At 55.6% G+C, this 15,264-nt stretch carries 14 protein-coding genes; 5 read left to right on the forward strand and 9 right to left on the reverse strand.

Annotation, left to right across the window (positions count from 1 at the left end; all coding sequences use genetic code 11):
- Window positions 1-4: 4 nt before the first annotated feature.
- From G5574_RS10960 to yihU, 5 genes are read right to left on the reverse strand one after another with little or no spacing between them, the layout of a single operon-like run.
- A complete protein-coding gene (locus G5574_RS10960; RefSeq protein WP_164482612.1) occupies window positions 5-2,062 on the reverse strand; it encodes an alpha-glucosidase in 2,058 nt (685 codons plus the stop codon).
- A gap of 40 nt (window positions 2,063-2,102) precedes the next feature.
- Window positions 2,103-2,945, reverse strand: a complete 843-nt coding sequence (locus G5574_RS10965; protein ID WP_006118336.1) for an aldose-1-epimerase — start codon at window positions 2,943-2,945, stop codon at window positions 2,103-2,105.
- A 26-nt stretch (window positions 2,946-2,971) separates the two neighbouring features.
- The gene (gene yihS / locus G5574_RS10970) at window positions 2,972-4,213 is read right to left on the reverse strand and encodes a sulfoquinovose isomerase (RefSeq protein ID WP_033740011.1); all 1,242 of its coding nucleotides are present in this window, start codon (window positions 4,211-4,213) and stop codon (window positions 2,972-2,974) included.
- A gap of 13 nt (window positions 4,214-4,226) precedes the next feature.
- Entirely contained in the window at window positions 4,227-5,102 is an 876-nt protein-coding gene (gene yihT / locus G5574_RS10975) for a sulfofructosephosphate aldolase (RefSeq protein WP_164482613.1), read from the reverse strand.
- Window positions 5,103-5,116: 14 nt separating this feature from the next.
- On the reverse strand, window positions 5,117-6,022 hold the full coding sequence (gene yihU, locus G5574_RS10980; RefSeq protein WP_164482614.1) for a sulfolactaldehyde 3-reductase: 906 nt from the start codon (window positions 6,020-6,022) through the stop codon (window positions 5,117-5,119).
- Window positions 6,023-6,188: 166 nt separating this feature from the next.
- On the opposite strand from yihU, the gene G5574_RS10985 reads away from it, so the two are divergent.
- Window positions 6,189-7,085 (forward strand): sugar kinase, encoded by an 897-nt coding sequence (locus G5574_RS10985; RefSeq protein ID WP_164482615.1) that lies wholly within the window; start codon window positions 6,189-6,191, stop codon window positions 7,083-7,085.
- Between the two features lie 34 nt (window positions 7,086-7,119).
- On the forward strand, window positions 7,120-7,920 hold the full coding sequence (locus tag G5574_RS10990; RefSeq protein ID WP_133745666.1) for a DeoR/GlpR family DNA-binding transcription regulator: 801 nt from the start codon (window positions 7,120-7,122) through the stop codon (window positions 7,918-7,920).
- A 32-nt stretch (window positions 7,921-7,952) separates the two neighbouring features.
- Here G5574_RS10990 and cybC read toward each other — a convergent pair whose 3' ends face one another.
- Together cybC and pmbA are read right to left on the reverse strand one after the other, a co-directional pair.
- A complete protein-coding gene (gene cybC, locus G5574_RS10995; RefSeq protein ID WP_006118342.1) occupies window positions 7,953-8,339 on the reverse strand; it encodes a cytochrome b562 in 387 nt (128 codons plus the stop codon).
- A 95-nt stretch (window positions 8,340-8,434) separates the two neighbouring features.
- Window positions 8,435-9,775, reverse strand: coding sequence for a metalloprotease PmbA (gene pmbA / locus G5574_RS11000; protein WP_006118343.1), 1,341 nt, complete (start codon window positions 9,773-9,775; stop codon window positions 8,435-8,437).
- A gap of 113 nt (window positions 9,776-9,888) precedes the next feature.
- Here pmbA and yjgA point away from each other — a divergent pair, with 113 nt between their 5' ends.
- A complete protein-coding gene (gene yjgA, locus G5574_RS11005) occupies window positions 9,889-10,434 on the forward strand; it encodes a ribosome biogenesis factor YjgA (RefSeq protein ID WP_033740015.1) in 546 nt (181 codons plus the stop codon).
- A gap of 84 nt (window positions 10,435-10,518) precedes the next feature.
- Here the strand turns inward: yjgA and mpl are convergent, their stop codons facing one another.
- The gene (mpl, locus tag G5574_RS11010; RefSeq protein WP_164482616.1) at window positions 10,519-11,883 is read right to left on the reverse strand and encodes a UDP-N-acetylmuramate:L-alanyl-gamma-D-glutamyl-meso-diaminopimelate ligase; all 1,365 of its coding nucleotides are present in this window, start codon (window positions 11,881-11,883) and stop codon (window positions 10,519-10,521) included.
- A 167-nt stretch (window positions 11,884-12,050) separates the two neighbouring features.
- Between mpl and fbp the strand changes: the two genes are divergently transcribed.
- Window positions 12,051-13,058 carry a class 1 fructose-bisphosphatase gene (gene fbp / locus G5574_RS11015; protein ID WP_006118345.1) on the forward strand — a complete coding sequence of 336 codons (1,008 nt, stop codon included), beginning with the start codon at window positions 12,051-12,053 and terminating at the stop codon, window positions 13,056-13,058.
- Between the two features lie 36 nt (window positions 13,059-13,094).
- Here the strand turns inward: fbp and G5574_RS11020 are convergent, their stop codons facing one another.
- Window positions 13,095-14,654: a methyl-accepting chemotaxis protein gene (locus G5574_RS11020; protein ID WP_039341822.1), complete on the reverse strand. Its 1,560-nt coding sequence runs from the start codon at window positions 14,652-14,654 to the stop codon at window positions 13,095-13,097.
- 177 nt (window positions 14,655-14,831) lie between these two features.
- Here G5574_RS11020 and G5574_RS11025 point away from each other — a divergent pair, with 177 nt between their 5' ends.
- Entirely contained in the window at window positions 14,832-15,242 is a 411-nt protein-coding gene (locus G5574_RS11025; RefSeq protein WP_058708628.1) for a lysozyme inhibitor LprI family protein, read from the forward strand.
- Window positions 15,243-15,264 lie beyond the last annotated feature (22 nt).

Here is a 15,264-nt window from a genome sequence, read left to right on the forward strand (position 1 = left end):
TCCTTTATCGCGTCGAACCGGCACTGTCGATCAGCCGTAACGAGGCAAATAACGCCTGCCATTCACTTTCAGCCCGGTAAAAGACGGGCGGCTGGCCAAGCGGTGCGGCCACCGTGATCTCGCCACCGCTGGCCGCTTCACCGGTCCAGAGGTTTATCCAGCGATCCTCCGGCAGATAGAGCGTCCAGTCGTGGCGGCCCTCTTCATACACCGGCGCGACCAGCAAATCACGACCAAACAGGTACTGGTATTTCAGCGAATAAGTGCGGGCATCCGCTTCATAGTGCAGGAAAAGCGGCCGCATAACAGGCAGACCACTGCGGGCATTCTGCGCCACCGCCTGCCTGATGTAAGGCTTTAAGGAAGTAAAGATCGTCGACATACGGGCAAAATGCGCCATGGTTTCGTCATCGCTGTCAAACTGCCAGTTATCGCCGGGACGGTTACCTTCATGGGTGCGCATCATGGGCGTAAAGGTGTTGAAATCACACCAACGCAGCAGCAGTTCTTTGCTCCGTTTCATGCCGTAGAGCGTGGTATAGCCACCAATGTCACTGTGATGCAAACCGTGCCCACTCATTGCCAGCGACAAGGCGGCAGGCACTACCGACGCGAGGCCATCGTCCAGACTCCAGTCAACGTTTTGATCCCCGGCCCACATCATCACGGCGTATTTCTGACTGCCGGTATAACCCGCGCGCATAAAATAGAGCGTTTCGCCGAGCTTGCCGGTTTCTGCCAGCGCGTCGTAGTTACATTTTGCCCACAGCGCGGGCCAGGCATTATGCATAATCTCGGCATGGACACCGTTGTGCAGAACCGTATCGGTTGGGAGATATTCGCCAAAATCCGCCATCCAGCCGCCACAGCCCAGGCCGATCAGATTTTGTTTGATAACCTCTTTGAACCAGTTATAAGCATCAGGATGAGTCAGATCGACAACGCCCGCATAGAACTCACCAAATTCAACATGGTAGTCCTGACCGGAAGCCGTTTTGGTGAGATAGCCGTGCCGGGCGGCCTCGTCGCACAGAGGGCGATCGCTGGCGACATAAGGATTGATATAAGAGAGAAACTGGACGCCTTCGGCTTTCCATTGCTGAATGCGTGTATCCAGTTGCGGATAGAGTTCGCTGTCCCACTGCCAGTTCCACATGACACGTTTGCCAAACGACGTCATGCGAATACCGGACCAGTCCTGAGCCCAGATACCGTTAACCTTCACACCCGCCTGACGCATCTTGTCTAACTTCTGCTGACACACGTCGGTGCCGCCCTGAATGCCCAGAATCACGCCATCGTAAACCCAGTCAGGCAATTCAGGCTGGCGGCCCAGCAAGGCGCTCAGTTTTTCCAGCAGCGCAATATAGCTGTCGGCGCATTCAAAGCGTAACGTCGCGCGGTTTTCCCAGAACGCCAGTTCGTGATAATCGGGTGCGCTGAAGTCAAAATTCATGTAGCCGCTGTTGTCCACATGGCAGTAATACTTCTGGCTGCTGACGAAGGTGGGCTGAGGGAAAAACGTCCAGTAATAATCGCCGCCGGCATTCTCCGCACAGTCCGCCTGCCAGGTAACATAACTGTTTTTATTCCGTCCGACGCCCTGCTCACTGGTCCAGAGCGGGAACGGTTTCCCGCGCAGGTCAAAACAGGAAAACTGTTCGCCGCAGCCGTAGATGTGATCCGCCTGCTGCGCTGCCAGCCGTAGCCAGATGCGGTTATGACTGTCGGCGTCATTATTTAGTGTGAGCAGTAAACGCCCGCCGGCATCCAGCCCAACCGTCAGCGTGGCGCTGATGACGTTGCCGCGCGAGAAACGGATGTGCCAACAGTCGGCCTGCGACGTCATGGTGACCTCAGTCAGAGCCAGCTTTTCATTCAGCCGATCTTTGATACTGAAGTTGCCACGAAACATTTTAATGTCGGCCCGACCGTGCCCCATCCACAGACAGGGCGCTTCCGGGCTGTGGCTCAGAATAACGCGGCCGTGATAAACCAGTGAAAAGCCGTTATCAGTGGCAGTGAGTTTTACCCCTGCCGTTTCAAGGTGTTGTAAGTGCATACTGGCCTCTTAGTTGTAGGGTAAGGCGGTAAGGTGATCTTTATCCGGGGCGATCGCAGCCAAGGGTGAAGGCCAGCCGATGCGTCGCCTGCGGTGCGAGCCAGACCAGATCAACGCCGGAGTTAAACGCATCAGGCGGGCAACTCATGGGCTCGGTTGCCAGCCCGGTGCGGCCCAGTTTTTCGCCGGTGTAAATTTGCAGCCAGGGCTGATCGCTACGTAAGTAAACAGAAAGGGACGGCTTCCGGCTGGTCAGGCGCACTTCCCACTGCTGGCCGTCCGTGCCTGTGCGAAGGCTGTCATCAATTTGCGTTGCGCCGAGCAGACGTGGGGAAAGGAAATCGCCTTGCGCTATCGCGGCAGGCAACGTGAGCAGGCACTCGTCCAGCGGCATTCTGTTGCAGGTCAGATACGGGTGCGCACCTGCGCCATAAGGAGCAGGTTCACGTCCTGTATTTTGACTGTCGAGCGTCACCAGCAGGCCCTGCATGGCATCCAGCCGGTACGTCACCGTTGAAACCAGGGCAAACGGATACCCGTAGCTGGGCGGTAAAAAGATTGTCAGCCTCGCTGTGCTGTCGGTATGTTCCGTAATCTGCCAGTCACGCCACGCCAGCAAACCGTGAATGGCGGTTCCCCCTTCGTGATCATTGATCGGTAAATGAAGCCATTTACCGTTATGGTACCAGGTGCCCTTCGCGACGCGATTGGGCCAGGGAATCAGGACTTTCCCCATGTGCGCCAGCGGCAGGGTTTCAGGGGGATGGGGGAGCACCAGATGCTGACCTGCGTATGTCAGTTCAGCCAGACCCGCGCCCACGGTGACAAGGGTGGCCTGGTAGTCTCCGGCACGCAGTACAAGGGTTTTTCCGCTGCTGTGCATAGCTGGTACTCCCGTCTGTTTTGGAATTATTTTGCGTTACAGTCCAGTAATCCGGCGGCGACAGCGGGAGCCAGGCCCGGTGCCAGCGGAAGGCGTGGGATGACCAGGCAATGCAGCAGGTGGTAGATATCCTGTTTGCCGTCCCAGACTTTGGTCGTCACCTTGTTTTCGCAATCCAGTTCCTGCCACCAGGAACCGTTTTCGAAGTCCATCAGGTAGGTCATGCAGTAGTCCCACCACTTTTGATACCAGGCTTCGTATTGCGCCTCACCGGTGACGGTATATAGCGCATAGGCGGTTCCCATCGCTTCGACGATAGGCCAGCGTACCCGCTCGCGCACCACGGGCTTGCCGTCCCAGTCCACGGTATAAACGAAACCGTCTGCACCATCGGGCGCCCAGGCATCACGCAGGGTGGCGTGAAATAACCCTTTGGCATCTTCCACTAACCAGGCCGGTGGGGTTTCAAAGCGCGCTTCAAGCGCGGCGTGCAGATGCAGCATCAGTCGCCCCCACTCAATCCAGTGGCCGGGCGTGCCACCATAAGCACGGAAGCGGTGGGCAGGGTTGTCTTTGTTGTAATCGCGCAGTGGCGTCCAGTGCGTGTCAAAGTGTTCATTCACGCGGTAATTATTTTGACGCGCGACATCATGGATGATTACGGAGGTGACGCGCAGCGCGCGATCCAGCCATTTCTTATCGTGCGTGACGTCATACACGATCAGGAACGCTTCAACGGCGTGCATATTGGCGTTCCCTCCCCGGTAGTCTTCGGTCTTGCTGAATGCCTCGTCCCAGGATTCCAGGCACATCTGCTCGTCTTCACTCCAGAAGTAACGTTCAATGACCTTGATCGCCTCATCCAGCAATGGACGTGCCGCCGGATGGCCGGTGGTAACGGCGCTGGCGGCGCCCAGCAATACAAAAAAATGCTGGTAGCCCTGCTTGGAGGCATCGAGAACGCCTTCATCGTTGACGCAGGCGTACCAGCCGCCATATTTTTTATCGCGAAGCGCACCGTTTAACGCATTGATACCATGTTCAACCAGTTGATAAGCCCCGGGCCGCCCCATCGAGGCCGCCACCGCATAGACGTGCAACATGCGGGCGGTGATCCACAGGTGCGTTCCCTTATCGGGTTTGACCTGACCGTTATTACCCAGCCAGCCAAATCCGGTTGGCACCGCCGCATGCTTGCCAAAACTGAAAATCCGATCAGTTTCCTGTTCGAGCCAGCGATTGTGGCTTAAGGTGTTAAACCATTTCATCTGCTTCTCCCTATTAACGTTTCGCCATCATTTCATCTACGATCTCGCCCAGCCGTTGCAGTCTGGGAACAGAGATATCCCGCAGCATCAGGTCGGTATCGGGTAAACCAATAACCGAAGACCAGACTGCGCGGCCCGCCAGGAATCCGGAGGCACCCGCCTGCATGGCGACTCTGACGGCTCGTGGGAATAATTTTTCGTCAATGCCAGAGGAGAGGATGACCCACGGCATCATGATCAAATCGTTAAGTTTCTGCGCGGCCGTCAGCAGGTCGGCTTGTGAACCTTTGCCGTACAGCGGCATTTCCACCTTATAAAGATCCGCTCCGCTGTTACCCAGTTCCTTCGCTGCAGCGAGGATCGCCTGCTCGCGATCGAAGCGATCGCCCCGGCGCGGCGGTCTGACAACGGGTTCGATAATGCTGAGCAGACCATGGCGGTGACAGCGCGCAGTGAAGGTATTCACCATATCGAGCCGCTGCTGTGCGTCTTCATCGCTGCGCCACAGCACCAGCAGCTTGAGCGCCTTTGCCCCGTCACGCTTGACGGCCTGAGGATCGACGCGGTGATCAATCTCCACACTGTCAACCGGCATGCCGTTGCCCGGTATAAACGCATCCGCCGCGACAATGATGCCGCAACCGGGCGACACAGCCCGCTGCTCCACAATCTGCTGAAAGCAAAATTGCTGATCCACCAGGATGGCGGAGGCATAAGGCGATAACACGCTGGCGGCATTCACTTTGAATTCGGTCAGAACCCGATCGCTGACCGGCTCTGGCGCACCCGCGGCGGCAAACATCAGCCGCATCGCTTCACGCTGATCCACAGCCAGCATGGCGAAACCACCTGATGGCCGGGCGATGTCTTTAAGGGTGTAATGAGTCATGTGCTTTCCTCTGATTAAGCGTCACAAGGGGTTGTCGAAGGTGAGAGGCCTGCGCTGGCGCGCACGTGTTCGAGAAGGGCGGTCCAGTCCTGACGTCCGCGTCCGGCGGCGCGCGCCTGGCTGTAAACCTCACGTGAGGCGGCCCCGAGCGGCATGGGCACATGCAGCTGGTTAGCCACATCCAGCGCGATGCCCAGGTCTTTATGAGCCAGATCGATCATAAAGGCCGGTGACAGGTCGCCTTTCAGCACCTTATTTGGCCAGGTCGTGGTGAAGTGCCCCTTCCCTGCTGGCGTGCCGTTCATGACCTGTAGCGCAACGTCCAGCGGCAGCCCCAGCCCTTCACACAGCACCGCCGCCTCTGCAGAGAGCGCATTCAGGGCGATACTCATGTAGTTATTAATCAGCTTGACGCGAATCCCCATGCCCGGTCCGCCAGCCACCACCACCTCATTTCCCATGGCCAACAGCAGCGGTTTTGCCCGCTCAATCTGTTGCAGTGTTCCGCCTGCCAGCAGCAACAGCGTGCCGGCGATAGCATGATCGGATGTGCGCCCAACCGGCACGTCCATCATGCTGAAGCCGCTCGCCCGCATCTCGTTAATCATCTGGTCGGTCTGTAGCGGATGGATCGTCGACATATCGATCACCAGTGCCGAAGGCGACAGGGTGGTACAGACGCCCTGATCGCCTGACAGGACAGCGCGCACCAAATCGCCATTGGGCAGCATGGTGATAACGAATTCAGCCCCTTCGGCGGCCTCGGCTGGAGAACGGGCAGCCTGTGCGCCTTTTTCCACTAACCTGGCAACCGCCTCGGGATTGACGTCAAACACCCTGAGCTGATGGCCCTGCTTAAGCAGATTGCTCGCCATCGGCGCCCCCATTTGCCCCAGTCCAATAAACGCTACTTCCGCCATACCGCTCTCCCAAACCCGATGAATGTCACATTTTGTCCGATATATGATTTTTACTGTCTTTTTCGGATCATATTTGTAATTTATGGTCAAAAAATTGACAGGTGTCACTTTTAAAACATTTGATGAAATTAAAATGACAGCACGAGAAAATGCCTGAGGAAGAGTGATGACGCGCATAGCTTGTGTAGGGATCACCGTACTGGATCGCATCTGGTACCTGGAAACGTTACCGCATCAGGGCGGAAAATATGTCGCCAGCAACTATCGGGAAGTCGGCGGTGGCCCGGCGGCCACGGCAGCCGTCGCGGCTGCAAAGTTGGGTGCGCAGGTAGATTTTATTGGCCGGGTCGGGGACGATGACACCGGGAAAAGGCTGCTGTCCGAGTTAAACAGTTACGGCGTAAGTACACGTTATACAAAGATTTTTAACGCTGCCCGCTCCTCGCAATCTGCCATTCTTGTGGATGCTGAAGGCGAACGTATCATCGCCAACTATCCCAGCCCGGATTTACCCGACGAGGCCGACTGGCTAGCGGAAATCGATTTTTCTCAGTGGGATGCCGTGCTGGCGGATGTCCGCTGGCATCAGGGCGCAAAATGCGCCTTTAAGCTGGCACGCAGGTCCGGCGTTCCCACTATTCTGGATGGCGATGTGACGCCACAAAACATTGCTGAACTGGTAACGCTGAGCGACCACGCGGCGTTTTCCGCACCCGGTTTGCAGCGCCTGACCGGTATGGAAAGTGACGCCAGTGCGCTGAAAAAAGCACAAATGCTCACAAAGGGACATGTCTATGTGACACAAGGCGTTCAGGGTTGCCTCTGGCTTGATGCGGGCAGATTACAGCATCAGCCAGCTTTTCATGTCAGGGTGGTCGACACGACCGGTGCCGGCGATGTGTTTCATGGCGCACTGGCATTCAGGCTGGCCCAAAAGCCCGCCGTGGCGGAAGCGGTGCGCTTTGCCAGCGCTGTCGCGGCCTTAAAATGTACGCGCCCGGGTGGCCGGGCCGGTATTCCCGATTATGAGCAAACCTGTTCTTTTATGTCAGTTAATGGTTAAACTGACAGCCAAAGTGGTCTTCAGAGAGCAGCTCATGATCCTCACGGACGTAACCGGTAATCCTCGCCACGATCGTTTACTCAGCCTGATCGCCGAACGTGGCTACATGAATATTGATGAACTTGCGGTGCTACTGGATGTGTCGACGCAAACGGTACGCCGCGACATTCGCAAACTCAGCGAACAGGGATTGATTACCCGTCATCATGGCGGCGCAGGCCGCGCATCCAGCGTGGTCAATACCGCCTTTGAACAGCGCGAAGTCTCACAAACCGATGAAAAACGATCTATCGCTGACGCCATCGCTGACTACATTCCTGATGGTTCCACGGTGTTTATTACGATTGGCACTACCGTGGAGCATGTGGCCCGCGCCCTGATGAACCATAAGCATCTGCGGGTTATCACCAACAGCCTGCGGGTGGCACATATTCTGTATAAATGCCCCCAGTTTGAAGTCATGGTGCCCGGCGGCACGTTGCGCCCACACAATGGTGGCATTATTGGTCCGGTGACCACGGCCTTTGTGGCCAGTTTCCGGGCGGATTATCTCGTCACCAGCATGGGCGCCATTGAGAGTGACGGTGCGCTGCTGGAATTTGACGTCAATGAGGCCAACGTTGCACAAACGATGATGGCGCATTCGCGTCATATATTGCTCGCCGCCGATCATACTAAATTCCAGGCCTCGGCCGCGGTGGAGATGGGCAGCGTGGCGCAGGCGACAGCCCTGTTCACCGATAAACTGCCGGGTACGGCGCTGCAAAACCTGCTGAAAACCCATCAGGTTGAAGTGATCCTGGCTAAGCCGGGTGGCGATGAGGGGGCGGAATAATTAACCCCGGCAGTGCCGGGGTTAGCGTGTGTTTAGCGGAACTTCTTGTGGTTTTCGTTACGGATAGCAGCCAGTTTTTGCGCTTCTGCTTTCGCTTCATCCAGCTTGCCCTGCTTAGCCAGTGCATCGGCTTTATCAATCTGGGCAATCAAATCATCCATGCCTTTGTGAAAGTCTTTCATTTCCGGGCTGTCCGGTGCTTTGCCTTCCAGTTTGTCCGGGGTGCCTTTTTTGGCATCTTCGGCTTTGGCGCGCAAATCACCTAACATTTTGTGCAGCTGATCGGCGCTTTTCGCCCCATCCAGCGACTTGTAAATACCCGCCATCTCTTTCATATCGTGCTCAAGAGATGCCGCACCGGCGGTGACATTAACAGATAACAAGGCAACAGCTAACAACGACATAAACGCTTTACGCATGCTCAGCTTCCTTTTTATTGTGAAAACGCTGCTTATAAAAAAGCGGAGGGTCGATGCCCTCCGCTTGCTATCGCCTACACAACTTAAAAGAGATTTTACTGTCCGGCAATATACATTTCGGGTAACAGAACAGAACCACACTGAATATTGCTGCGGGTTTCAATGTCATCGCCTACGGTAACAATGTTCCGCCACATATCGCCTAAGTTACCTGCAATCGTAATTTCACTTACCGGATACTGAATCTCGCCATTCTCCACCCAGAAACCGGCTGCGCCACGCGAATAATCGCCCGTGATGGCGCTGACGCCCTGTCCCATCAGTTCGGTCACGACCAGCCCGGTGCCCATCTGCTTCAGCATGTCGTTGAAGCTGTGCCCCTGACCGGCGATGCGCCAGTTATGAATGCCGCCCGCGTGACCGGTGCTGGTCAGGCCCAGCTTGCGCGCAGAATAGCTGGTCATCAGCCAGGTTTGCAGCACGCCATCTTTAATGATGTCGCGGGCCTGTGTACGTACGCCTTCGCTGTCAAACGGCGTGGAGGCCAGGCCTTTTAACAGATGCGGCTGCTCCTGAATGGTCAGCCATTCAGGCAGAATCTGTTTGCCCATCGCATCCAGTAAGAATGTGGATTTACGATAGACGCTGCTGCCGCTGATGGCGCCGACCAGATGGCCGAACAGGCCGGTCGCGACTTCCGGCGCAAAAATGACCGGCGCTTTCATGGTATCGAGCTTACGCGGTGCCAGGCGCGACAGCGTCCGGCGAGCGCACTCAGCCCCAACCCAGTCCGCGCTCTTTAAGTCCTCAATGGCGCGGCCAATGGTGTACGCATAATCACGCTCCATATTGCCGTCCTGCTCAGCAATGACGCAGCTGGACAGCGAATGACGGCTGGAACAGTAGCTTTGCAGCATGCCGTGGCTGTTACCAAAGACTTTGATACCGACATGGCTGTTAAAACTACCGCCTTCAGTATTGGTGATGCGTTTGTCTGCCTGCAATGCCGCCTGCTCTGCCTGTGCCGCCAGCTGGATAGCATAATCGGCATCGATCTCCCACGGATGGTAGAGATCCAGATCCGGTGCGTCATAAGCCAGCAGTTCGGCATCCGCCGGGCCGGCAAAGGGATCCGGCGAGGTATAGCGTGCGATATCAATCGCCGCCTGCACGGTTCGTTTAATGGCATCCGGGCTGAGATCGGTCGATGAGGCACTGCCTTTACGGTTTTGGTGGTAAACAGTGATGCCCAGTGCGCCATCACTGTTGAATTCGACGTTTTCCACTTCGCCGTAACGGGTACTGACACCAATACCGGTGGTCTTGCTCACCGCGACTTCCGCGCCATCCGTACTTGCTTTTGCCAGTTCAAGCGCCTGTGCAATTGCCTGTTCCAGTGCTTTTCGCTGTTCTGCAACTTGAGTTGATACGTTCATCGACCTGCCGTCTAATCTTATGGTTGAATAATTTGAGTCTATCAGAGTCAGAGAACAATTTCGCAGTCACCCGATAAACTGGTAGGATTAGCCTCTTTTTTTTGGAGCCAGATATGACTAAGCAGCCTGAAGAGTGGCTCGATGATGTGCCCGATAATCACGAAGAAGAAGATGAAGAGATTATTTGGGTTAGTAAGAGCGAAATCAAACGCGATGCTGAAGAGCTGAAACGCCTGGGGGCCGAACTGGTCGACCTGGGGAAAAACTCGCTGGATAAAATTCCGCTGGATGAGCGTTTGCGTACCGAGATTGAACTGGCGCAGCGTATTAAGAAAGAAGGCCGCCGCCGTCAGTTACAGTTAATTGGTAAGCTGCTGCGCAGCATCGACGTTGAACCGATTCGTACCGCATTGGATAAGCTTAAAAACCGCCATAACCAGCAGGTTGCGCTGTTTCACAAGCTGGAAATGCTGCGCGATCGCCTGATTGAAGAAGGCGATGAGGCGATGACCGACGTGCTTGCCCTTTATCCTCAGGCCGATCGTCAGCAACTGCGTAGCATGATTCGTAATGCACAGAAGGAAAAAGCGGGTAACAAACCGCCAAAATCTGCCCGTCAGATTTTTCAGTACCTGCGCGAATTAGCAGAAGCCGTCTGACCCTGGCGGTGATGTGCGGCTGAGCAGTGCCCAGCCGCAGGGTTTTCTCTCCCCTCGTTCGGGGAGAAAAGGATCGGCTACCGGTTAACGAGCCAGACGATCCAGACGATCCAGCAGCTTCTGATGAATCCCACCAAAGCCCCCGTTGCTCATCACCAGGATGGAATCGCCCGGCTGCGCCGTTTTGGCGATTGTTTCTACCAGCGCATCAATATCCGCGCTGCAGTGCGCAGGCTGCATGCAGGCTTCTGCGACATCCGCGACCTGCCAGGGAATATGGCTCGGCTGGAACAGAAACACTTCGTCGGCACGCGCCAGTGACGGGGCAAGTTCATTTTTATTCACGCCCATTTTCATGGTGTTTGAACGCGGTTCGAGCACGGCCAGGATACGCGCCGTCCCGCCCACTTTGCTGCGCAGCGCGCTCAGCGTGGCAAGAATCGCGGTCGGATGATGGGCAAAATCATCATAGATCTTGATGCCGTTGACCTCGCCGCGCAGTTCCAGACGACGACGGGCATTGATAAAGCTGTCCAGTGCCTGGCTGGCATCCTCGGGTTTCACGCCAACATGACGGGCTGCCGCAATGGCCATTAAACCATTGTGCATGTTGTGTTCGCCGACCAGTGCCCAGTTCACTTCACCCACTTTGTTGCCGTCCAGCCAGACTTCCCAGTGTGAGGCGTCAGGCGTCAGTTTTTTCGCCTGCCAGTGACCGCCATCGCCGACATGTTCCTGCTCGCTCCAGCAGCCCATCGCCATTACCTGCTTCAGGTTATGATCGTGCTCCGGCAGCAGGATCTTGCCCTGGCCCGGCACGATGCGTACCAGGTGATGGAACTGTTTCTGGATCGCCCGCAGATCGTCAAAAATATCCGCATGATCGAATTCCAGGTTATTCAGAATCAGCGTACGTGGGCAGTAATGAACGAATTTAGAGCGCTTATCGAAAAACGCGCAGTCATATTCGTCAGCCTCAATCACAAAGAATGGGCTTTTTCCTAATTTTGCTGAAACATCGAAGTTGCCGGGTACACCGCCGATAATAAAGCCCGGTTCCAGACCACACGCCTCCAGAATCCACGCTGCCATGCCTGCCGTCGTGGTTTTACCGTGGGTGCCGGCCACGGCCAGCACCCACCGGTCACGCAGCACGAAATCATGCAGCCACTGGGGACCTGAAAGGTAGGGAATGTTGCGTTCCAGAACCGCTTCCACACAGGGATTACCGCGCGTCATGGCATTGCCGATGATGACCAGGTCTGGTTGAGGATCAAGCTGACTGGCGTCATAACCCTCTGTTAATTCAATACCTTGCTGCTCAAGCAGGGTGCTCATCGGCGGATAAACATTGGCATCTGAGCCTGTCACCTGATGGCCAAGGGAGCGTGCCAGCATCGCCAGCCCGCCCATAAACGTGCCACATATCCCGAGGATGTGAATGCGCATAAAAACGTCCATAACTCAAAAGTTCGGCGCACAGTGTAACCTCGGTTGCGAGCGGAAGAAACGGATTAGGACTATGGTTTTTGAAGTTCAATCGGCTAAACTGCGTACGCATCCGTCGGCAGTGAAGTATGCCGCTGCCACTCCATCGATGATTCAGGGAATGTGTTATGAAAACGTTGGGCGAATTTATCGTCGAGAAGCAACACGACTTTCCGCACGCTACAGGTGAACTGACGGCGCTTATCTCAGCGATTAAGCTGGGTGCCAAAATTATCCACCGCGATATTAACAAAGCCGGTTTAGTGGATATCCTGGGGGCCAGCGGCGTCGAGAATGTTCAGGGTGAACAGCAGATGAAACTGGATCTGTTCGCCAACGAAAAACTCAAAGCCGCACTGAAAGCACGCGGTATCGTTGCCGGTATCGCTTCTGAAGAAGAGGACGAATTTGTCATCTTTGAGGGCGAGGAAAACGGCAAGTACGTGGTCTTGATGGATCCGCTGGATGGATCATCAAACATCGACGTTAACGTCTCTGTCGGCACCATTTTCTCAATCTATCGTCGCGTCAGTGAACCCGGCACACCGGTCGTCGAAGCGGACTTCATGCAGCCGGGCAACAAACAGGTCGCGGCCGGTTATGTGGTTTACGGTTCGTCTACCATGATGGTTTACACCACCGGTTGTGGTGTACACGCGTTTACCTACGATCCGTCACTGGGCGTGTTCTGCCTCAGTCACGAACGGATGACGTATCCGGAAGTGGGCTACACCTATTCCATTAACGAAGGTAACTACATTCGTTTCCCGCAGGGCGTGAAAAAATACCTGAAATTCTGTCAGGAAGAGGATGTGGCAACGCACCGTCCTTACACCTCACGCTACATCGGTTCACTGGTGGCGGATTTCCATCGTAACCTGCTGAAAGGCGGTATCTACCTTTACCCCAGCACGGCCAGCCATCCGAAGGGTAAACTGCGCCTGCTGTATGAGTGCAACCCCATGGCCTTCCTGGCCGAGCAGGCGGGCGGTAAAGCCAGCGACGGGCAAAACCGTATTCTGGATATCCCCCCGGTAACGCTGCATCAGCGCTGCCCGTTCTACTGTGGCAACACCGCCATGGTGGATGACGTAGAGCGCTTCCTGGCAGAGTTCCCGGAGTGTCGTCAGGGCTAAGCATAAAGGGCGCGGGTGTCGCGCCCTTATTTTGTCTTATGCCTGCTGAAGCCGGAACAGCGCCATAGCAGCCTGCAACTGCTCTGACTGCGCCTCCAGTGAATGCGTGGCGGCGGTGGCCTGCTCCACCAGCGCTGCGTTCTGCTGCGCCGCTTCATCCATCTGCGTCACCGCATGGTTGACCTGATCGATGCCCCGACTTTGCTCTTCTGAAGCCATCGAAATCTCTTTCATCAGTGCCGTCACGCGCATGACTTCACCAGCGATATCATCCATGGTTTCGCCTGCACGCGTGGCCATTTCACTGCCCTCTTTCACCCGCGTCTGTGAATCGCTGATCAGCGTGCGAATCTCTTTCGCCGCGCTGGCACTGCGCTGCGCCAGGGTGCGCACCTCATTCGCGACGACGGCAAAACCGCGCCCCTGTTCACCGGCACGTGCCGCTTCCACGGCGGCGTTTAACGCCAGAATGTTGGTCTGGAAGGCAATGCCGTCGATCACGCTCAGAATATCGCCGATGCGATTGGCGCTCTCGGTGATCTCACGCATTTTTTCCATCACGTAGTTCACCACTTCCGCCCCGCGATCGGCACTGTCAGAAACGGCATTCGCCAACTGGTGAGCCTGCTGCGCGTTACTGGCGTTCAGACGAACCGTTGCGGTCAACTGTTCCATACTGGCCGCCGTTTGCTCCAGCGACGCGGCGGATTCTTCGGTACGTTGAGAAAGGTGAACGTTGCCCGCCGCCAGCTCGCGGCTGCCGCTGTCGATTTTCAGCCCGGCCTCACGCACCTTATTCACCGAGTCACGCAGAGCCTGCTGCATGCCCGCCAGCGCATTGTTAAGACGACCCAGTTCGTTGTTGCCCGCCAGCGGCAACGGTTGAGACAGATCGCCCGCCGCCACCTGCTCAAGGTGAATAATCGCATTGTTCAACGGCGTCAGTAACATGCGGCGCAGCAGCACCCAGGCCAGTACCAGCAGCAGCACGGAGAGCCCCACCGCCACGGCGATCAGCACTTTCATCATGATTTCATTGCGCTGAGCTTCAACTAACTGTGCCTGGGTAATTTCGTCGGCTTTTGCGCCAAAGGTCTCTACCGCTTTGGTGTACTTCGCCGATAAAGGCTCCAGTTTACCTTCCAGCAGTTGGTAATATTCATCGTTATACTGCTTGTCGAGCGCCTTCATCATCGGCAGGATGCCCTGATCAAGGTAATCCTTATAGCTTGATGCAATGGCATCGGCCATGATTTTGCCTTCCGCCGTCACGGTTCCGGCATCCACAAAACGTTTTAAATTGCGCTGAGAGGACTCGACATCGGCCTGCGCCGTTTTGGTGACCTGCGCGCCCTCATCCAGTAAACCAATCTCAATCTTGCGTACTGCAAGCGCAGCACTGGCACGCGCGCGCATTAAATCGGCGTTACTGCGATACAGACTGTTTAACTCAATCCCCTGAATGCGGTTAATCACATCCAGCGAGCGGTTGCCCTTGTTGATTGCCACAATGCCCATCACACTCACCGCCAACAACAGCAGTGTCATGAATGCCAGCAACGCCAGCAACCCCGTGCGTAGTGATAACTGTTTCATCTTGATCGTTTCCGTATGAGTAGTAAAAGGCGAAATAATTTCGACAACCCTTAAACGGAGAAAGTATCGGCATTGCGATTCGCAAACTTTAACGCCTGTGAATGATTAATCCCGTGCTTGCCGCTAACCTGTTAATGAAATTGAAGGTATTTTGTTAAGGAAACAAAGGGGAAATCGATGAAAAAAAGGGTAATGTTGATAGCGCTCTTGAGTTGTAAGCTTGCAGTGGCTGAGCAGTCCACGATTGATGTCACGTTAAATCAATGCCTTAATCAAGCCGATACCACGCTGGCCTTGATGCAATGTCAGGATACGGCAACCCAGCAATGGGACGCGGAAATGAACGCGCAGTACAGTGCATTGATGAAAAAATTAAGCGGAGAACCCAGAGAGAAACTGCGTATCGCCCAGCGCGCCTGGCTGCGTTACCGGGAAGCCTGGTTAGCGGTGAGCCGCAGCCAACTCAACACGCAGGGCACTCTCGGCCCCGTTGCGCTGGCCACCCAGAGCACCGCGCTGGTCCGCAATCAAACTCTACAGTTGCAATCTTTAGCCACTGGCAGTTGCGCGAACCCCGACGATTGTTGATTAATGTAACCCTTTAAAGTCA

This window comes from Pantoea stewartii, assembly GCF_011044475.1.
GTDB classification, from domain to species: Bacteria; Pseudomonadota; Gammaproteobacteria; order Enterobacterales; family Enterobacteriaceae; genus Pantoea; species Pantoea stewartii.